Genomic DNA, 18,313 nt, shown 5'->3' with positions numbered 1-18,313 from the left:
CCTCCCTTGTTTAGGGCCGGGCGTGCGGCGGAAGCGCCGGCCTATCCCTTGATTCCGGACGTGCTGATCCCCTCCACGAGCCGGCGCTGGAAGACGAGAAAGACGATGAAGGTCGGGACCAGGCTCAGCACCGACATCGCCAGCAGCTGCGCATAGGCGCCGCCGGAGGAGTCGACGAGGCTGCGCAGCGCGACCGGCACCGTGAGCGTCTCCGGCGAGGTCAGGTAGATCAGCTGCGAGAAGAAGTCGTTATAGGTCCAGATGAAGGTGAAGATGATCGTCGTGATGATCGCCGGCCGCAGCAGCGGGAAGATGATGTGCCGGAACAGCGCGAAGGTGCCGCAGCCGTCGATCGTCGCCGCCTCGTCGAGCTCGCGCGGAATCGTGCGGATGAACTGGACCATCAGGAAGATGAAGAACGCGTCCGTCGCCAGGAACTTCGGCACGATGAGAGGAAGATAGGTGTTCACCCAGTCGAGGCCGACATAGAGGACGTATTGCGGAATGAGAAGAGCGTGCGACGGCAGCATCAGCGTCAGCAGCATGATGGTGAACAGCAGGCCCTTCAGCGGGAATCTCAGCCTGGCGAAGGCGAAGGCCGTCAGCGAGCAGGCGAACACGTTGCCGATCACTGCGCCCAGACAGATGGCGAAGGAATTGAGGAAATAGTGGGTGAAGCTGGGCTTGGTCGCGACCCAGCCTTCCCTGTAGTTGCCGAGGTCGAGCTGCGTCGGCAGCGCGGCCGAGTTCGAGAAGATCTCCTGATCCGATTTGAGCGAGCTCAGGACCATCCAGATCAGCGGATAGAGCATCACCAGCGCGCCGATCACGAGTACGGCATAGACGCCCCAGCCCGCCCGGCCCCGCCGCGCCTGTCCGATCATGCCTTTTGGCCCGAGGCCCAGCTCCAGCGAAGCCATCGTCATTGATCTCCGTAGAAGACCCAGCGCCGGGATAAGGCGAAGTTGATTGCTGTGAAGAACGCGATCACGACCAGAAGAATCCAGGCCATGGCGGAGGCATAGCCCATGTGGAAGTTCGTGAATCCCTCCTGGTACAAGTAGAGCGTGTAGAAGAGGGTCGAATCCGACGGGCCGCCGGTGCCGCCGCTGACGATGTAGGCGGAGGTGAAGGCCTGGAAGGAATGGATCAGCCCCATGACCAGGTTGAAGAAGATCACCGGCGTGATCATCGGCAGCGTGATGTGCCGGAACTGCTTCCAGCGGCCGGCGCCGTCGATCTCCGCGGCGTCGTAGAGCTCCTGCGGCACCTGCTTCAGCCCGGCGAGGAAGATGATCATCGCCGACCCGAACTGCCAGGCGTGCAGCAGGATCAGCGTGTAGAGCGCGTAGCGCGGATTCGAGATCCAGTTCGGAGCGTCGATGCCGAAGACGCCGATGAACTGGTTGACGACGCCGGCATCGCCGAACAGCTGGCGCCACATCACCGCGACGGCGACGCTGCCGCCGAGCAGTGACGGCAGGTAGTAGATCCCGCGGAAGAGGCCGAGCGCCCGGACCTTCTGGTTCAGCAGGATCGCGACCAGCAGCGCGACGGCCAGCTGCGACGGCACGCCCAGGACGACATAGAGGACCGTCACCCCGAACGCGCCGAGATAGCGCGGGTCATAGGTGAAGAGATCGACATAGTTGGTGAGGCCGATCCAGGTCGGGCTGCCGAGCAGGTCGAAATCGGTGAAGGACAGATAGAGCGAGGCCGCGAGCGGGCCGGCGGTCAGGATGAAGAGACCCGCGAACCATGGCAGCAGGAAGAGGTAAGCCTCGTATTGCTGCCGCCCCACGCGCCTGTGCTTCAACGGCCTGACCATCGACGTCGCGGTCGGCTTCGGGGCCGTCGCCCGGTCATCGGGAAGGGGCCGCGAGGCGCGAGGCGGCCCCCTCATGCTCGCGGCGTCAGACATTCCGGGCCTCGAGGACGGCGGTTGGCCGGCTGCGGAAACCTGGCGTCGATGGCAAGGGCATCGCTGTCCTCCCTGCGGCGCGGCCTGCTTCGGCGCCGGGGCTTCCGGGCGCGTGCGGCCATCTGATGGCGGGAAGACTAGAACACGGGTTGGCGGATTGTGAAGCGGAAAATAAGTTTTATGTATGATTCATATTTACTGGCATGCGGGCGTGGAGTCCCGGCAGCGAAGGATGCCTCTATCGCTGGGCGCGGTCGCGCCTCATGCGACCGAGAAACAGCGCGCGTGAATGGGAGATGTGCCGTGCCATGGCGGCGGACGCTGCGTCCGGATCGCCCCGGCGGACCGCCTCGACCACCTCCCAATGCTCCGCGGTGGAGCGCCGCATATTGGCGAGCGTCAGCGGATTCCGGCGCGAAAGCGCCCGGATCCAGGCGCTATGCCGCTTCATCAGCGTTGCGGCTTCGACGTTGTGATGATGCTCGATCATGAGGTCATGGAAGGCGACGTTGGCACGGTGATAGGCGGGGTAATCGGCCGCGTCGACGGCGCTCTGGCAGGTCTGCTGCAGCGCCTCCAGCGCGGCCACGTCCTCGTTGCTGGCGAACTCGGCGAAGCCGCGGACGAGATAAGGCTCGATCAGGTCGCGGATGTCGAAGATGTTGCGGATGAAGTCCTCGTCGATGGCGCGGACGCGTGCGCCTCGGTTGGGGCTGATGATCACGAGGCCTTCGCCTTCGAGGCCCTGCAGCGCCTCGCGCGCGGGGTTGGTGCTGGTGGCGTAGCGCGCGGCGATCTCGCTCACCTTGATCCGCGACCCGGCTGGAATGCGGCCCTCGAGGATGTCGTCGCGCAGGAGCTGCTGCAGCCGTCCGTACCCGGGCTCGCGCTTCGGCGGCTTCGGCACGGCCGGCGTTCCCTTGCGCGGCCGGCCGCGGGGTCGCTTGACCTGAATGCCGGGCTCCACCGTCCGGGCGTCGGTGTCGATCCCGTCCAAATCCACCTCACGTCTCATCTCGGTCGATTCCTAGCAGGCGCCGACCCCGAGCGACAGGTCGGAGAAGGCCGTCGAAAGGAGATAAATTAATATAATACATAAAAATAAATTTATCATGTGGTGTTGGCATTCAAGATAGCGTCGGATGATGGTTCATTCGAAGAAGGGGAGAAAGCGCATGGCCCAACGGGCGCTGATGATCGACACCGAAACGCCGTTCAAGGGCGCGAACTGGGATCGTCTGGCGGAAGCGGTCGGATCCGACCGGCTGATCGCCGTCTCGTCACGTGACGCAGAGGCCGTCGAGGCCGCGCTGAAAGAGGCCGAGATCGCCATCCTCGCCGGCGACCTCGACCAGCGGTATCTCGCGGCTCCCAAGCTCAGATGGGTCCATTGCGACCATGCCGGCCTCACCAGATCCGCCCGCCCGGAGGTGTTCGAACGGGGCCTGATCGTGACTGGCTCGGCCGGGCGCTCCGGCCCGGCCCTGGCCGAGCACGTGCTGATGTTCAGCCTGATGCTCAGCTGCCGCTATCCGGATGTCTACGAGGCCCAGAAGCGGCACGAATGGCTCCGCACGCCCTGGATGAACGGCCTGCGCGCCCTCTATGGCCGGACCATCGGAATCATCGGGATGGGCCATACGGGGCGGGAGCTCGCGACACGAGCGAAGGCCTTCGAGATGCGGGTGCTCGGCTATCGCCGCCGCGATCTGCCGAGCCCGCCCGGCGTCGACCGGATGTTCTCGGCGGACCGGGGCGAGACCATCGATCCGATCCTCGACGAGGCGGACATCCTTGCTCTCGTCGTCAACCTGTCGGACACGACCTACCATCTGATCGACGACCGGGCGATAAGGCGGATGAAGCCGAGCGCCATCATCGTCAACCTGTCGAGGGGCGGCACCATCGACCAGGCGGCCCTGATCTCGGCCCTGAGGGAAAAGCGGCTCGCCGGCGCCGGGCTGGACGTCACCGATCCCGAACCGCCGGCTGCCGACGATCCCGTCTGGGACACACCCAACCTGCTCATCACGCCCCATTTCACGGCCGCGATGCCGGACAGGGCCGAACGGTCGCTGGACGTCATCATCGAGAATCTGCGCCGCTACCGCGCAGGACAGCCGCTGCTCAACCGCGTGACTGAGGAAGACATCTGGACGAGGAGTCCGTAGCGATACGCGGGGCGGCTTCGCCCCGCGGATCGGCGCGGCCGCCGTCACTCCGGCACGCCGGCCTTGACCAGGCCCTCGACGAAGGTGTCGCAATGGGCGAAGCCGGCCAGAGCCTGGCGCAGCTCGCCGACGCGGATGGGGGGACCGACCCGGTTCCGCGCCTCGATGAAGGCCTGCGCTTCCTGCATCAGCCCGAGATGGCCACAGCAGCTGATCAGCGAGTTGTAGTGTCCGGAATACTCGGCGAAGGCCGCCACCGAGGCGCGCAGGAAGGGCAGGGCGTCGCCGAAGCGGCGCGCGCCCAGCAAAGCGAGGCCGTGGATGGTGGTGTAGATCCCGGCGAAGCTGTCCATCGGGCTCATGCGCAGCGCGTTGCCGGTCTCGGCGATCGCCTCTTCGAAATGCCCGGCGCGGAGCAGTGCCCAACCCAGCGCCGTGCGGCCCAGCGCGAAGCTGGGGTTGAGGTCATGCACCGCCCGGAGCTCGGCGAGCGCCCGCTCGTGCTGCCGCGCGGTGCTGAGGCTCAGCCCGAGCGTCATCCGCGCCCAGGGATCGCTCGGGTCGAGCGCGACGGCGTCCGCGGCATGCACCGCCGCCTGCCGATAGCCTTCGGCCACGTCCGGCCACCAGTAGCACAGCGCCGCCCACCAGATGGCCCAGCTCAGCAAAGCGTGGGCTCTGGCGTAGGCGGGCTCGATCTCGATCGCCCGTGTCAGAAGGGTCCGGGCCTCCTCGTTCTGTCGGCGGCCGACCCGGTTGATCAGTCCCATCGCGCGCACCGCCAGGCCCCAGGCGTCGATGCTTCCGGGAGGATTGGATGCGGCGCGGAAGCCCTCCTGGGCGTAGAGATGCGGCTCGATCGCGGCGACGACGTGGCCGGTGATCTCGTCCTGGACGGCGAAGATGTCGCCGAGCGCGCGGTCGTAGCGCTCGGCCCAGATGTGCTTGCCGGTTTCCGCCTCGATCAGCTGTGCCGTGACCCGGATGCGCCCGGCGGCGGTCCTGACGCTGCCCTCGACGACATAGCGGACGCCCAGCTCACTCGCGACCTGCCGGACGTCGACGGACCTCCCCTTGTAGGTGAATGCCGAGTTGCGGGCGATCACGAACAGCCAGCGCAGCCGGGAGAGGGCGGTGGTGATGTCCTCGGTGGTGCCGTCCGCGAGGTAGTCCTGTGCGGAATCGCCGCTCATGTTGAGGAAGGGCAGCACCGCGATCGAAGGGCCACCCGGGAGCCCTGGGGCGGTCGTCGCCCCCGGCGGTCCGGCCCTGTCAGGCCTGTCCATCGTCACGCCGAAGGCTTTGACCGGGGCGGCGATGTTCTTGAGCTTCCTGGGGCCAAGATCGACGAAGGCCGCATCCACCTTGCCCCGCACCTCCTGGTAGACCTTCTCGGACAGGCAGATGCCGCCCGGCTGTGCGATGGCTTCCAGCCTCGCGGCGATATTCACCCCTTCGCCGTAGATGTCCGATCCCTCGCCGACCACATCGCCGAGATTGATGCCGATCCTGAGGATCATGCGGCCCGGTTCGGGCGTGCCGGCATCAGCCTCGGCCATCCCTCCCTGCAGCTGGATCGCACATTCGACCGCGGCCACGGCGCTTGCGAACTCCAGCAGGACGCCGTCGCCCATCAGCTTGACGATCCGGCCATTGTGTGAGTGCACGAGGGGCTCGATGACCTCGCTTCTGCGCCGCTTCAGCAGCGCCAGCGTTCCCGCCTCGTCGGCCTCCATCATCCGCGAAAAGCCGACCACGTCCGCCACCAGAATGGCAGCCAGTCGGCGATGATGGCCCGATCCCTCAGTCACTTCGAAGACCCGTTGCGACGCAGCAGACGTCGGCTCTCCTAGGGTCTCATGCGCGATCATCATTCGCAACGAGGAGAGCGGCCCGGATCAGATCCGGCCGCCGCCCGCGAGAGCGGCGTGCCCCCGCGGATCGGCAGGACGGCAGGTCAGTTCCCGCGCAGCTCCAGCTCCTTGTTGACCCGCAGCGCCGCCAGCGTGCAGACGGCGCCGGACAGCAGGTAGGCGCCGACCAGGGCCAGGCCGAACTGGCTGGCGAGGGCCAGCGCCACCAGCGGCGCGAAGCCGGCGCCGACCATCCAGGCCAGGTCCGAGGTCAGAGCCGAAGCGGTGTAGCGCTGGTGGTTCGGGAAGTTCGACGCCACCGCGCCGGCCGCCTGGCCGAAGGACAGGCCGAGCAGGCCGAAGCCGAGGATGACGAAGGCCGATCGCGCCGTCGGCCCGCCGCCCAGCAGCATCGGCGTGACGAAGCTGAAGATCGCGATCAGCACCGCGCAGGCGGCCAGCAGCGTGCGCCGGCCGGTGCGGTCGGCGATCAGCCCCGAGACGACGATCATCACGGCGCCGAGGACCGCGCCGGCGAACTCCGTCCAAAGGAAAACGCCGGGATTGTGGTCGGTGTAGAGCGTCACCCAGCTCAGCGGGAACACCGTGACCAGGTGGAACAGGGCGAAGGTGGCCAGCGGCACGAAGGCCCCGACCAGGATGTTGTGGCCCTGCTGCCTCACCGTCTCGGTCACGCTCAGCGCCTCGAGGTCCTTGCTCTCGTACAGCCGCTCGAACTGCTCGGTCACCACCAGCCGCAGCCGGGCGAACAGGGCGACGACGTTGATCGCGAAGGCGACGAAGAACGGGTAGCGCCAGCCCCAGTCGACGAAATCCGCCTCCGACAGGTTGACCAGGAAGAAGGCGAACAGCGCGCTGGCCAGCATGAAACCGAGCGGAGCGCCGAGCTGCGGCATCATCGCGTACCAGCCGCGCCGGTTCTGCGGCGCGTTCAGCGCCAGCAGCGAGGCCAGGCCGTCCCAGGCGCCGCCCAGGGCCAGGCCCTGGCCGATGCGGCACAGCGACAGCAGGGCGATCGCGGCGGTGCCGATATCGGCGGTGCCGGGCAGGAAGGCCATCGCCGCGGTCGAGCCGCCGAGCAGGAACATCGCCACGGTCAGCTTGACGCTGCGGCCGTGGCGCCGGTCGATCTCCATGAACAGGACCGAACCGAACGGGCGGGCGACGAAGGCCAGGGCGAAGACGGCGAAGGAGTAGAGCATCGCGTCCAGCGGCGTCGCATGCGGAAAGAAGAACCGCGGGAACACGAGCACTGAGGCGATGGCATAGACGAAGAAGTCGAAGAATTCCGCGGTCCGGCCGATCACGACGCCGATCGCGATCTCGCCGGGGGGGACACCTGCGCGGTGCCGTGGCGCGGCGGTCGGGGACCCGAAGTCTCGACTGACAGTGGCCATAAACTGATTCCTCCTGGGGCTGGGCCGGGCCGAGATGCCGCTTTCTTTTTTTTGAGTATGGCCCAGGATTTCGGTGCGTCAAATCGTGGCAAGCGAGGCGAAGCGATGACGGAATCGCCAGGGACCCTGCCGTCAACCCCGGTGCGACGATGTTGCACTGCAGCGATCGGGCATCTGGTAGGACAAACTGTCCACTGTTGCATTGCGTTACGCTTCGGTAATGCAGCCCCGCCCTTCGTTCTCTTCCTGTCAGGCAACGGCATGCCCATCAAAGCCTTAGGCCGCCTCGCTGCACTTCCGCTCCTGGTCCTCCTGGGCGGGTGCAACATGGTGGTCATGTCTCCCTCCGGCGATATTGCGGTGCAGCAGCGCGACCTGATCGTGATCTCCACGATCCTGATGTTGCTGATCATCGTGCCGGTGATCGCGCTGACGCTGTTCTTTGCCTGGAAGTACCGCCAGTCGAACAAGGACGCCCCCTACGACCCCGACTGGCACCATTCGACTCAGCTCGAAGTGGTGATCTGGTCGGCGCCGCTGGTCATCATCATCGCGCTGGGCGCCCTGACCTGGATCAGCACCCACACCCTCGACCCCTACCGGCCGCTCGATCGGATCGACTCGGGGCGCCCGGTGGCGGCAGACGTGAAGCCGCTGACGGTCGAGGTCGTGGCGCTCGACTGGAAATGGCTGTTCCTTTACCCGGAGCTGGGCATCGCCACGGTCAACGAGCTGGCGGCGCCGGTCGACGTGCCGATCCAGTTCAAGATCACCTCGGCGACCGTGATGAACTCCTTCTTCGTGCCGGCGCTGGCGGGGCAGATCTACGCCATGGCCGGGATGGAGACCAAGCTGCACGCGGTGATCAACCAGCCCGGCGAATATGAGGGCTTCTCCGCCAACTACAGCGGCGCCGGCTTCTCCGGCATGCGCTTCGCCTTCCACGGCCTCGCCGCCGGCGATTTCGACGCCTGGGTGCAGAAGGTGAAGTCCGAAGGCGGCAGCCTGAGCCGCGAGGAGTACCTGGCGCTGGAGCGCCCGAGTGAGAAGGAGCCCGTGCGCCACTACGGCACGGTGGCCCCGGATCTCTATGGCGCCATCCTCAACATGTGCGTCGACCGCTCGAAGATGTGCATGAACGAGATGATGAGCATCGACTCCCGCGGCGGCGGCGGCACGGCCGGGATCGACAACGTCCTGGCGCTGAACCACGACAAGGACGTCCGGCGCGGCGCCGGCCCGGTCCGCACCTATGTCGCGGCGATCTGCACCACCGACGGCGACATGGCGGAGAGCCGGCCGCCGGAGGGGATCCTGTTCAGCCGTGCTACGGCGCCCAGCCGCGTCGAGTGATGCCTGCCGACGGCCTCCGCGGCCGCGCGCAACCGACCCCTTTGCGGAGGCCGCCGCCCGGTGCGGCGGCCTCCGGAACGACAGAGTAGCCCGATGTTCTCAAACCTAGATCTCCAGACGCTCATCTTCGGCAAGCTGACGCTCGACTCGCTGCCGTTCCACGAGCCGATCCTGGTCGTCACCTTCATCGCGGTGGCACTGGGCGGCATCGCGGTGCTGGGCGGCATCACCTATTTCCGCCTGTGGGGCTATCTCTGGCACGAGTGGTTCACCAGCATCGACCACAAGAAGATCGGGATCATGTATGTGATCCTGGCGCTGGTCATGCTGCTGCGCGGCTTCTCGGACGCGATCATGATGCGGGCGCAGCAGGCGATCGCCTTCGGCGCCAATGAGGGCTACCTGCCGCCGCACCATTACGACCAGATCTTCACCGCCCATGGCGTGATCATGATCTTCTTCATGGCCATGCCCTTCGTCACCGGGCTGATGAACTTCGTGGTGCCGCTGCAGATCGGCGCCCGCGACGTGGCCTTCCCGTTCCTGAACAATTTCAGCTTCTGGATGACCACCGCCGGCGCCGTGGTGGTGATGATCTCGCTGTTCGTCGGCGAATTCGCCAAGACCGGCTGGCTGGCCTATCCGCCGCTGTCGGGCATCGCCTACAGCCCGGATGTCGGCGTCGACTACTATATCTGGGGATTGCAGGTCGCCGGCATCGGAACCTTGTTATCGGGCGTCAACCTGGTCGCCACCATCGTCAAGATGCGGGCGCCGGGGATGAAGATGATGCAGATGCCGGTCTTCACCTGGACCGCGCTGTGCACCAACGTCCTGATCGTCGCCGCCTTCCCGGTGCTGACCGCCGTCCTGGCCCTGCTGTCGCTCGACCGCTACGCCGGGACGAACTTCTTCACCAACGACTTCGGCGGCAGCCCGATGATGTATGTGAACCTGATCTGGATCTGGGGACATCCGGAGGTCTACATCCTCATCCTGCCGGCCTTCGGCATCTTCTCCGAGGTCGTGTCGACCTTCTGCGGCAAGCGCCTGTTCGGCTACACCTCGATGGTCTACGCCACGGTGGTGATCACCATCCTGTCGTATCTGGTGTGGCTGCATCACTTCTTCACGATGGGTTCCGGCGCCAGCGTGAACTCGTTCTTCGGCATCACCACGATGATCATCTCGATCCCGACGGGTGCGAAGATGTTCAACTGGTTGTTCACCATGTATCGCGGCCGCATCCGGTTCGAGGTGCCGATGCTGTGGACGATGGGCTTCATGGTGACCTTCGTCATCGGCGGCATGACCGGCGTGCTGCTGGCGGTGCCGCCGGCCGACTTCGTGCTGCACAACAGCCTGTTCCTGATCGCCCATTTCCACAACGTCATCATCGGCGGCGTGGTGTTCGGGGTGTTCGCCGGGTTGACCTACTGGTTCCCGAAGGCCTTCGGCTTCAAGCTCGACCCGTTCTGGGGCAAGATGTCGTTCTGGTTCTGGCTGACCGGCTTCTACTTCGCCTTCATGCCGCTCTACGTGCTCGGCCTGATGGGCGTGACTCGCCGGATGAACCATTTCGACGACTCCTCGCTGCAGATCTGGTTCGTCATCGCCGCCTTCGGCGCGGTGCTGATCGCGCTCGGCATTCTGTCCTTCCTGATCCAGCTGGTGGTCAGCTTCATGCGGCGCGAACAGCTGCGCGACCTGACCGGCGACCCCTGGGGCGGACGGACGCTGGAATGGTCCACCTCGTCGCCGCCGCCGGCGTACAACTTTGCCTTCACCCCGCTGGTGCACGACCACGATGCCTGGTGGGACATGAAGAACCGCGGCTATGTCCGGCCGCTGACGGGGTTCAAGGCGATCCACATGCCCAAGAACACCGGTGCCGGCTTCATCCTGGCCGCCATCGCCGTGGCCTTCGCCTTCGGCATGGTCTGGCACATCTGGTGGCTGGCCGCGCTGACCTTCGTCGCCATGCTGGTCGTGGCGATCGGGCACACCTTCAACTACAAGCGCGACTACCACATCCCGGCCGATGTCGTGACCAAGGCCGAGGATGAGCGCAGCCGCGTGCTGGCCCGGGCGGGAGCCGCTTCCTGATGACGCCACCACTCGATCAGACCGCGAACGGCGAGGCGCGCTTCCACGTCGACGAGGAGCACGAGCATTCGGGCGGCAGCACGATGCTCGGCTTCTGGATCTACCTGATGAGCGATTGCCTGATCTTCGCAGTCCTCTTCGCCTGCTATGGCGTGCTCGGGCGCAGCTACGCGGCCGGCCCGTCCGGCGCCGACCTGTTCGACCTGCCGCTGGTGGCGGTCAACACCTCGATGCTGCTCTTGTCCTCCATCACCTGCGGCTTCGCCATGCTGGAGATGGAGCGCAACCGCAAGGGCGCGACCCTGGCCTGGCTCGTCGTCACCGCCTTGTTCGGCATGGCCTTCGTCGGACTTGAGCTCTACGAGTTCGCCCATCTGATCCATGAAGGGGCGGGGCCGTGGCGCAGCGCCTTCCTGTCGTCGTTCTTCACCCTGGTGGGGACGCACGGGCTGCACGTCACGGTCGGCATCGTCTGGATGATCACGATGATGGTTCAGGTCGCCCAGCACGGGCTGATCCCGGACAATAAGCGCCGGCTGATGTGCCTCAGCCTGTTCTGGCACTTCCTGGATGTCATCTGGATCGGCGTCTTCACCTTCGTCTACCTGATGGGATCCATGGCATGAGCGCCCACGCCCACACCGATCACCATCACGGCGACCACCATCATGGTGACGCCAGCGGCCACGGCACGCTGAAGGGCTACGTCACCGGCTTCGTGCTGGCGCTGATCCTGACCGCGATCCCGTTCTGGCTCGTAATGGGCGACGTTTTCGCCGATGCCCAGACCACGGCGCTGGTGATCATGGCGCTCGCGGTCGCCCAGATCATCGTGCACATGGTCTATTTCCTGCACATGAACACGAAGTCGGAGGGCGGCTGGACCATGCTGGCCCTGATCTTCACCGTGGTGCTGGTGGTGATCACGCTGTCCGGCTCGCTGTGGGTGATGTATCACCTCAACCACAACATGATGCCGGTCTCCGCCCACGACATGCGCAACATGCCGTGACCGACGGCGAGGCGCATCGGCCTCGCTCGACCGCCAGCCTGATCGTCCTCGGGGCGGCGTCGCTGGCGGTGTTCGTCGGCCTGCTGGCGCTCGGTGTCTGGCAGGTCGAGCGGCGGGCCTGGAAGCTCGACCTGATCGCCCGGGTCGACCAGCGCGTCGCGGCCGCGCCCGTTGCCCCCCCGTCAGACTGGGCCCGGGTCGATGCCGACCGGGACGAGTACCGCCATGTCCGCATCTCCGGCCGCTTCCTCAACGACCGCGAGGCCCAGGTCGCCGCCTCGACCGTGAAGGGTGCCGGCTATTGGGTGATGACCCCGCTGCAGGCGGATGACGGCACGGTGGTGCTGGTCAACCGCGGCTTCGTGCCGACCGAGAACCGCGACCCGGCCACCCGCGCGGCGGGGCAGATCGAAGGACCCGTCACGATCACCGGCCTGTTGCGCATCACCGAGCCGAAGGGCGGGTTCCTGCGTTCGAACGAGCCGGCGGCGGAGCGCTGGTATTCCCGCGACGTCGCCGCCATCGCCGCGGCCCGCAGGCTGACGAACGTCGCCCCCTATTTCATCGATGCCGACGCCACGCCCAATCCGGGCGGCCTGCCGATCGGCGGGCTGACAGTGATCGCCTTCCCGAACAGCCACCTGATCTACGCCATCACCTGGTTCGGCCTGGCCGCGCTGCTGGCCTTCGGCGTGGGATACGCCGTGCGGTCGGAGCGCGGCCGGCGAGGACAGGTCGTGGCGGGCTGAGTCCGACGAGAGAGGGCAGGGGCCGCGCATGGCCGTCCCCCACGCGCCGGAGCTTCCCCGCCCCCCGGAGCCTGTTCTAACGTTCCTCAGCCCGTCGCGGGAGGCGACGGATGCGACGGAGGGCCGGGCCGCAGGCTCCCCTCCGCCCCACGACCGAACGAGGTTCAGATGGCGCACGAAACCCAATTCTACATCGACGGCGCATGGGTCGACCCGATCACGCCGAAGACGCTCGACGTGATCGACCCCTCGACCGAGGAGGCCTTCGCCAAGATCGCGCTCGGCTCGGCCGCGGATGTCGACCGTGCGGTGGCGGCGGCGAAGCGGGCCTTCCCGGCCTTCGCCCGCACCAGCCGTGAGGAGCGCCTGGCCCTGCTGCGCCGGATCCTGGAGGTCTACAAGCGCCGCGCCCCCGACATCGCCCTGGCCGTGTCGCGTGAGATGGGTGCGCCGCGGCAATTCGCGCTCGATTCCCAGACCTGGGCCGGCGACGCGCATCTGACCCGGATCATCGAGGCGCTGGAGACCTTCCAGTTCCAGCGGGCCAAGGGCACCTCAATGGTGGTGAAGGAGCCGGTCGGCGTGGTCGGCATGATCACCCCGTGGAACTGGCCGCTGAACCAGATCACCTGCAAGGTCGGCCCAGCCCTGGCCGCCGGCTGCACCATGGTGCTGAAGCCGAGCGAGATAGCGCCGCTCGACGCAATCATCTTCGCCGAGATCCTGCACGAGGCCGGGGTGCCGAAGGGCGTGTTCAACCTGGTCAACGGCGACGGGCCGACGGTCGGCGCCGCCATCTCCAGCCATCCCGACGTCGACATGGTGTCCTTCACCGGCTCGACCCGCGCCGGCATCCTGGTGGCCAAGGCCGCCGCCGACACGGTCAAGCGGGTGCATCAGGAGCTGGGCGGCAAGTCGGCCAACATCATCTTGGCCGATGCCGACCTGAAGCGGGCGGTGACCAAGGGCGTCGCCGGCTGCTTCGGCAACAGCGGCCAGTCCTGCAACGCCCCGACCCGGATGTTCGTGCCGCTGGAGCGCGAGGACGAGGCGATCGGCTATGCCCGCGCGGCGGCCGAGGGCTACAAGGTCGGCCCGGCCGACGCGCCGGACACCCAGCTCGGCCCGGTGGTCAGCCAGCTGCAATACGACAAGATCCAGAAGCTGATCGAAGCCGGCATCGCCGAGGGCGCGGAGCTGGTGGCCGGCGGCCCCGGCCGGCCGGAGGGGCTGAACCGCGGCTACTTCATCCGCCCGACCGTCTTCGCCCGGGTGACCCCGGACATGACGATCGCGCGCGAGGAGATCTTCGGCCCGGTGCTGTCGATCCTGACCTACGAGACCGAGGCGCAGGCGATCGAGCTGGCCAACGACACGCCCTACGGCCTGGCCGCCTATGTCCAGTCGAGCGATCTGGAGCGGGCGCGCAAGGTGGCGTCGCAGCTGCGGGTCGGCAATGTCCACATCAACTACCCGGCCTGGGACACCGCCGCGCCGTTCGGCGGCTACAAGCAGTCGGGCAATGGCCGGGAATATGCCGAGTTCGGCCTCGAGGAGTTCCTCGAGATCAAGGGCGTGATCGGCTACGAGGCGGCCTGAGTCTTTGCCGGAGCCTTCCTGCGGGAAGGCTCCGGCCTTGCCGAGACCGAATTCAGGCGGTGCGGCGGGACCGCTGCTTGCCGACGCGGCGCAGCTTTTCGGTGCCCAGGCCCTGGGCCTTGGCATAGACCGACTTCGACCGGGCGTAGTTCGGCGCCACCATCGGGTAGTCGGCCGGCAGGTTCCACCTGGCCCGGTACTGCTCCGGCGTCATGCCGTAGGTGGCGCGCAGCCAGCGCTTCATCATCTTGAAGGGCCGGCCGTCTTCCAGGCAGATGATGTGGTCGGGGGTCACCGACTCGGAGACCGGAACGGCCGGGACGGGGTCGGGCGAGGCGGCGACGGGATCCTCATGCGTCCCGCCGCTCTCCTGGGCGTTCGTCGCCGGCTCGGCAGCCGCAGCCGGGTCACGCTGGATCGCCGCGTCGCGGGCTTCGATCAGCGATAGATGCACGTTCCGGATGAGATCCGGCAGGCTCTCGCTATCCACCGCATTGTGGGAGACATGGGCCACGATGATCTCCTTGGTGAACTTCAGAATCTCATCGCTCAACGTCGACATCACGCCTCTCCCATCCTGCCCGCAGTCCCCGCCTTCGAAGCCGTGCCCGGTCCTTGCCGTCGAGACTGCTCTGCTTGTGATCAATGCCACAAGTCGAGAACAGCCATAAGGTTCCATGGGATTCAGAAAAAAGCTTTCTGTCCTGTTCTGTTTCCTTCCAGTTCAGCGTGAGATCGGATTGTAATCCGCCCGCTGCATGATTATTGCCTGCCTTCCCCAAGCCGCGCGGGGCTTGGCGCCCACAGTGACGGAAACCAATTCGAGGGATTCAGCTCGCGCGGAGTCCTTGCCGAGGCTTCCGTAAATCCTCCCGTCACCGATCGAAATCGACCGCCGTGGTGTTGCCGCCGCTGACCACCACACCGACCCGCTCGCCCGGGGCCGGCCGGTAGCGGCCGGACAGGAGCGCCGCGAAGGCGGCGGACCCGCCCGGCTCGGCGACGATGCGCAAGCCCTGCCACAGGGCGCGCTGGGCCTCGCGGATCGCGTCGTCGGTGACCAGAATGGCGGTCGTGCCATGCTGGCGCAGCACCGGGAACACCAGCTCGCCGATCCGCTTCGGGGCCAGGCTGTCGGCGGCGATGCCGCCGGTCTCGGCATCCACCGGCCGGCCGGCCGCGAAGGCCCGGTGCAGGGTGGGCGAGGCCTCGGGCTCGACGCCGACGACCTTGACCCGCCCGCCATACCAGGCGGCGATGCCGCCGATCAGACCGCCGCCGCCGACCCCGACCAGCACTGTGTCGAGATCCGACGCCTGGGCTTCCAGCTCCAGCGCCAGCGTGCCCTGGCCCAGCATGGTCTCGGCCTGGTCGAAGGCGTGGACGGAGAGGGCGCCGGTGGCCGCCACCCAGGCGTCGCAGGCGGCCAGCGCATCGGCGTAGCGGTCGCCGCCGACCACCAGCTCGGCGCCGGTGTGGCGGATCCGCTCGATCTTGGCGGGGGAGGAGATGCTCGGCACGAAGATCCGCGCCGGCAGGCCCAGCGACGCCGCGGCATGGGCCACCGCCGCGCCGTGATTGCCGCCCGACGCCGCGGCGACCCCGGCCGCCGGCACGTCGCGGGTCAGCAGGTTGGCGAAGGCGCCGCGGGTCTTGAACGACCCGGCATGCTGCAGCAGCTCCAGCTTCAGGCTGATCGCGCCGGCATCGATGCCGAAATCGCGTCCTGCCGTCTCGACCACCGGCGTCCGCCGGATATGTGGCCGGATCACCGGCTCGATCCGTGCGATGCCGTCCCGGTCCACCCGCAACTCGGCCATCCCCGTTCTCCCATCCTGGATCGGCGGTGAGCCGAATACTTCGTCAGATTGCTAATTACCTATCGGAGCGCGGGGCAGCAGGCAAGGCCGGTCGGTGGCCGGAGAGGGTGAAAGAAAGGGGCATATGCCCCTTGACGATAAATGGGCATATGCCCCATATCGAGTGCCATGAAGATCGAGCGCAACACCACGGAGGGCGTCCTGGCCTGCAACGCCACCGCGATGCGCAAGGCGTCGCGGCGGGTGACGCAGCTTTATGACGACGCGCTGGCGCCGACCGGGCTGCGCTCGACCCAGTTCGCCATCCTGGCCGAGCTGCACGAGCTGGCGGACAAGCCGCCGACCCTGGCGGAGCTGGCCGCGGCGCTGGTCATCGACCGCTCCGCGCTCGGCCACAACCTGCGGCCGCTGGAGCGGGACGGGCTGATCACCCTGCAGGAAAGCCCGAAGGACCGGCGCCGGCGCCACATCGTGATGACGGAGCAGGGGCGGGCGCTTCTGCAGCAGGCCCTCGGGCTCTGGATGGCGGCACAGGACCGGTTCCACGCGGTCTTCGGCCGGCGCGAGGCGGAGATGCTGCGCAACGCCCTGCTCGACATCGCCTATGACGACCGGCTCGACACGCTGAAGGACTGAGCCTCCCGGACGGCAGCCGGCCGTACCTCATCTATCGGTTCAAATATGGGCATATGCCCTCTTCTATGGAGAGATTCATGACCGCCACCTACAAGACCCCGGGCATCGCCCTGATCACCGGCGCCTCCTCGGGCATCGGCGCGATCTATGCCGACCGCCTCGCCCGGCGCGGCCACGACCTGATCCTGGTCGCCCGCAACGCCGAGCGCCTCGACGCCCTGGCGCAGCGCCTGTCGGCCGAGACCGGCCGGACGGTGACGCCGCTGGTCGCCGACCTAGCCGACAAGGGCGATCTGCGCAAGGTCGAGGCGGTGCTGCGCAGCGATCCCCGCATCACCGTGCTGGTCAACAATGCCGGCCTCGGCTCCGCTGTCCCGCTGCTGCAGGCGGATGTCGACGCGATGGAGTCGATGATCGAGCTCAACGTCACGGCGCTGACCCGCCTGACCTACGCGGCGGTGCCCGGCTTCGTCGCCCGCAGCGGCGGGGCGGTGATCAACATCTCCTCGATTGTCGCCGTGGCGCCGGAGCTCCTGAACGGCGTCTATGGCGGCAGCAAGGCCTTCGTTCTCGCCTTCAGTCAGCAGCTGCGCCACGAGCTGGCGGCCAAGGGCATTCGCGTCCAGGCCGTGCTGCCCGGCGCCACCGCGACCGAGTTCTGGGACATCGCCGGCGCGCCGATCGCCTCCCTGCCACAGGAGATCCAGCAGCGGATGATGCGGGCCGAGGACATGGTCGACGCCGCGCTGGCCGGCTTCGACCAGGGCGAGTTCGTGACCATCCCGGCCCTGCCGCAGGCGGCGGATTGGGACGCGGTCGAGACCGCCCGCCAGGCGCTGTTCCCCAACCTGTCCCGCGCCGTCCCGGCCGCCCGCTACGGCCTCTGAGACCCGCTATGCGCTATGGCGGCGTCAGCGAATGGATGAAGTCGCTGATGCCGCCCAGCGTGATCTGTGTGCCGACGCACAGCAGCAGGAAGGCCATCAGCCGCGACAGCACGCGCACCTGGGATTGGCCGAGGAAGGCGACCAGCCGGTCGGCTGAGGAATAGGCGATCCAGACGCCGATGGCGATCACCAGGGCCGCGGCCGAGGCGCCGAGCACGAAGGGCAGGAATTCCGGCTGGCCGACCGGCAGGTTCGAGCCGATGGCGATGGCGACCGAGATGGTGCCGGGGCCGGTGGTGAAGGGCATGGTCAGCGGATAGAAGGCGACCGCGTCGATGCCCTCGGCCTCCGACGCCTGCTCCTGCTTCCGCTCCTCCTGCAGCTCGGGCGACTGCAGCAGCCGCCAGGCGCTGGCGGCGACGATCAGGCCGCCGGCGATGCGCAGCGCCGACAGGCTGATGCCGAAGAAGCTCAGCACATAGGCGCCGCCCCACAGCGCCCCCAGCATCACCAGGGCCGAATAGACCGCGATCTTCCGCGCCAGCCGCAGGCGCTCGCCATGCGACCGGTCGGCGGTGATCTGGCTGAAGATCAGCGCGGCCGCGATCGGGTTGACGATCGAGAACAGGGCGGAGAGGGTGAGCAGAAAGGTCTGAATCGAACCGCTCATCCACGACTCCCGATTGTTGCCGCCAGCCTGACCGATCTGTGGTGCCGGCTGCAACTGTCCGATCGGTCGTGGCTATTTCCAACAATACGCCAACCACAAAGTGTCATGCCCGGGCTTG

17 protein-coding genes are annotated in these 18,313 nt (G+C 67.1%); 9 read left to right on the top strand and 8 right to left on the bottom strand.

Annotation, left to right across the window (positions count from 1 at the left end):
• Positions 1–41: 41 nt before the first annotated feature.
• From FFK22_RS14705 to FFK22_RS14695, 3 genes are all read right to left on the bottom strand, one after another.
• On the bottom strand, positions 42–920 hold the full coding sequence (locus tag FFK22_RS14705; RefSeq protein ID WP_221938602.1) for a carbohydrate ABC transporter permease: 879 nt from the start codon (positions 918–920) through the stop codon (positions 42–44).
• 2 nt (positions 921–922) lie between these two features.
• On the bottom strand, positions 923–1,816 hold the full coding sequence (locus tag FFK22_RS14700; RefSeq protein WP_221938601.1) for a carbohydrate ABC transporter permease: 894 nt from the start codon (positions 1,814–1,816) through the stop codon (positions 923–925).
• 343 nt (positions 1,817–2,159) lie between these two features.
• Positions 2,160–2,918, bottom strand: coding sequence for a GntR family transcriptional regulator (locus FFK22_RS14695; RefSeq protein WP_186002470.1), 759 nt, complete (start codon positions 2,916–2,918; stop codon positions 2,160–2,162).
• A 178-nt stretch (positions 2,919–3,096) separates the two neighbouring features.
• Here FFK22_RS14695 and FFK22_RS14690 point away from each other — a divergent pair, with 178 nt between their 5' ends.
• Complete coding sequence (locus FFK22_RS14690) at positions 3,097–4,092, top strand: D-2-hydroxyacid dehydrogenase (RefSeq protein WP_138886304.1); 996 nt, start codon at positions 3,097–3,099, stop codon at positions 4,090–4,092.
• A 44-nt stretch (positions 4,093–4,136) separates the two neighbouring features.
• On the opposite strand, the gene FFK22_RS14685 is transcribed toward FFK22_RS14690, so the two are convergent.
• Together FFK22_RS14685 and FFK22_RS14680 are read right to left on the bottom strand one after the other, a co-directional pair.
• Positions 4,137–5,963 carry an adenylate/guanylate cyclase domain-containing protein gene (locus tag FFK22_RS14685; RefSeq protein WP_306770112.1) on the bottom strand — a complete coding sequence of 609 codons (1,827 nt, stop codon included), beginning with the start codon at positions 5,961–5,963 and terminating at the stop codon, positions 4,137–4,139.
• 86 nt (positions 5,964–6,049) lie between these two features.
• Positions 6,050–7,363, bottom strand: coding sequence for an MFS transporter (locus FFK22_RS14680; RefSeq protein ID WP_138886306.1), 1,314 nt, complete (start codon positions 7,361–7,363; stop codon positions 6,050–6,052).
• A gap of 57 nt (positions 7,364–7,420) precedes the next feature.
• Between FFK22_RS14680 and cyoA the strand changes: the two genes are divergently transcribed.
• From cyoA to FFK22_RS14650, 6 genes are all read left to right on the top strand, one after another.
• Entirely contained in the window at positions 7,421–8,716 is a 1,296-nt protein-coding gene (gene cyoA / locus FFK22_RS14675) for a ubiquinol oxidase subunit II (RefSeq protein WP_306770113.1), read from the top strand.
• A gap of 93 nt (positions 8,717–8,809) precedes the next feature.
• On the top strand, positions 8,810–10,822 hold the full coding sequence (cyoB, locus tag FFK22_RS14670) for a cytochrome o ubiquinol oxidase subunit I (RefSeq protein ID WP_138886308.1): 2,013 nt from the start codon (positions 8,810–8,812) through the stop codon (positions 10,820–10,822).
• The gene (gene cyoC / locus FFK22_RS14665) at positions 10,822–11,448 is read left to right on the top strand and encodes a cytochrome o ubiquinol oxidase subunit III (RefSeq protein WP_138886309.1); all 627 of its coding nucleotides are present in this window, start codon (positions 10,822–10,824) and stop codon (positions 11,446–11,448) included. Before cyoB ends, cyoC begins: the two co-directional genes overlap by 1 nt.
• The gene (gene cyoD / locus FFK22_RS14660) at positions 11,445–11,834 is read left to right on the top strand and encodes a cytochrome o ubiquinol oxidase subunit IV (RefSeq protein WP_138886310.1); all 390 of its coding nucleotides are present in this window, start codon (positions 11,445–11,447) and stop codon (positions 11,832–11,834) included. The genes cyoC and cyoD overlap by 4 nt, the downstream gene beginning before the upstream one ends.
• Positions 11,831–12,583, top strand: coding sequence for an SURF1 family protein (locus FFK22_RS14655; protein ID WP_138886311.1), 753 nt, complete (start codon positions 11,831–11,833; stop codon positions 12,581–12,583). The genes cyoD and FFK22_RS14655 overlap by 4 nt, the downstream gene beginning before the upstream one ends.
• Before the next feature lie 168 nt (positions 12,584–12,751).
• Entirely contained in the window at positions 12,752–14,182 is a 1,431-nt protein-coding gene (locus FFK22_RS14650) for an aldehyde dehydrogenase family protein (RefSeq protein WP_138886312.1), read from the top strand.
• A 52-nt stretch (positions 14,183–14,234) separates the two neighbouring features.
• Here FFK22_RS14650 and FFK22_RS14645 read toward each other — a convergent pair whose 3' ends face one another.
• The gene (locus tag FFK22_RS14645; RefSeq protein WP_138886313.1) at positions 14,235–14,744 is read right to left on the bottom strand and encodes a MucR family transcriptional regulator; all 510 of its coding nucleotides are present in this window, start codon (positions 14,742–14,744) and stop codon (positions 14,235–14,237) included.
• 313 nt (positions 14,745–15,057) lie between these two features.
• Positions 15,058–16,002 carry a threonine/serine dehydratase gene (locus FFK22_RS14640; RefSeq protein WP_138886314.1) on the bottom strand — a complete coding sequence of 315 codons (945 nt, stop codon included), beginning with the start codon at positions 16,000–16,002 and terminating at the stop codon, positions 15,058–15,060.
• A 168-nt stretch (positions 16,003–16,170) separates the two neighbouring features.
• Between FFK22_RS14640 and FFK22_RS14635 the strand changes: the two genes are divergently transcribed.
• On the top strand, positions 16,171–16,638 hold the full coding sequence (locus FFK22_RS14635; protein WP_221938599.1) for a MarR family winged helix-turn-helix transcriptional regulator: 468 nt from the start codon (positions 16,171–16,173) through the stop codon (positions 16,636–16,638).
• Between the two features lie 77 nt (positions 16,639–16,715).
• Positions 16,716–17,525, top strand: coding sequence for an SDR family oxidoreductase (locus FFK22_RS14630; RefSeq protein WP_138886315.1), 810 nt, complete (start codon positions 16,716–16,718; stop codon positions 17,523–17,525).
• A 13-nt stretch (positions 17,526–17,538) separates the two neighbouring features.
• Here FFK22_RS14630 and FFK22_RS14625 read toward each other — a convergent pair whose 3' ends face one another.
• A complete protein-coding gene (locus FFK22_RS14625) occupies positions 17,539–18,195 on the bottom strand; it encodes a MarC family protein (protein ID WP_138886316.1) in 657 nt (218 codons plus the stop codon).
• Positions 18,196–18,313: the final 118 nt, after the last annotated feature.

This window comes from Mycobacterium sp. KBS0706 (assembly GCF_005938675.2).
In the GTDB taxonomy this organism is placed as follows: domain Bacteria; phylum Pseudomonadota; class Alphaproteobacteria; order DSM-16000; family Inquilinaceae; genus Inquilinus.
Note: the sequence above shows the minus strand (reverse complement) of the source record. Positions and strands in the feature narration are given on the sequence as shown.

Coding starts and splice junctions, on each gene's coding strand:
- FFK22_RS14690 (WP_138886304.1), top strand. CDS start 3,097: ATGGCCCAACGGGCGCTGATGATCGACACCGAAACGCCGTTCAAGGGC.
- cyoC (WP_138886309.1), top strand. CDS start 10,822: ATGACGCCACCACTCGATCAGACCGCGAACGGCGAGGCGCGCTTCCAC.
- FFK22_RS14635 (WP_221938599.1), top strand. CDS start 16,171: ATGAAGATCGAGCGCAACACCACGGAGGGCGTCCTGGCCTGCAACGCC.
- cyoB (WP_138886308.1), top strand. CDS start 8,810: ATGTTCTCAAACCTAGATCTCCAGACGCTCATCTTCGGCAAGCTGACG.
- cyoA (WP_306770113.1), top strand. CDS start 7,421: ATGGCCCAGGATTTCGGTGCGTCAAATCGTGGCAAGCGAGGCGAAGCG.
- FFK22_RS14645 (WP_138886313.1), bottom strand. CDS start 14,744: ATGTCGACGTTGAGCGATGAGATTCTGAAGTTCACCAAGGAGATCATC.
- FFK22_RS14705 (WP_221938602.1), bottom strand. CDS start 920: ATGGCTTCGCTGGAGCTGGGCCTCGGGCCAAAAGGCATGATCGGACAG.
- cyoD (WP_138886310.1), top strand. CDS start 11,445: ATGAGCGCCCACGCCCACACCGATCACCATCACGGCGACCACCATCAT.
- FFK22_RS14630 (WP_138886315.1), top strand. CDS start 16,716: ATGACCGCCACCTACAAGACCCCGGGCATCGCCCTGATCACCGGCGCC.
- FFK22_RS14640 (WP_138886314.1), bottom strand. CDS start 16,002: ATGGCCGAGTTGCGGGTGGACCGGGACGGCATCGCACGGATCGAGCCG.
- FFK22_RS14625 (WP_138886316.1), bottom strand. CDS start 18,195: ATGAGCGGTTCGATTCAGACCTTTCTGCTCACCCTCTCCGCCCTGTTC.
- FFK22_RS14685 (WP_306770112.1), bottom strand. CDS start 5,963: ATGATCGCGCATGAGACCCTAGGAGAGCCGACGTCTGCTGCGTCGCAA.
- FFK22_RS14680 (WP_138886306.1), bottom strand. CDS start 7,363: ATGGCCACTGTCAGTCGAGACTTCGGGTCCCCGACCGCCGCGCCACGG.
- FFK22_RS14650 (WP_138886312.1), top strand. CDS start 12,752: ATGGCGCACGAAACCCAATTCTACATCGACGGCGCATGGGTCGACCCG.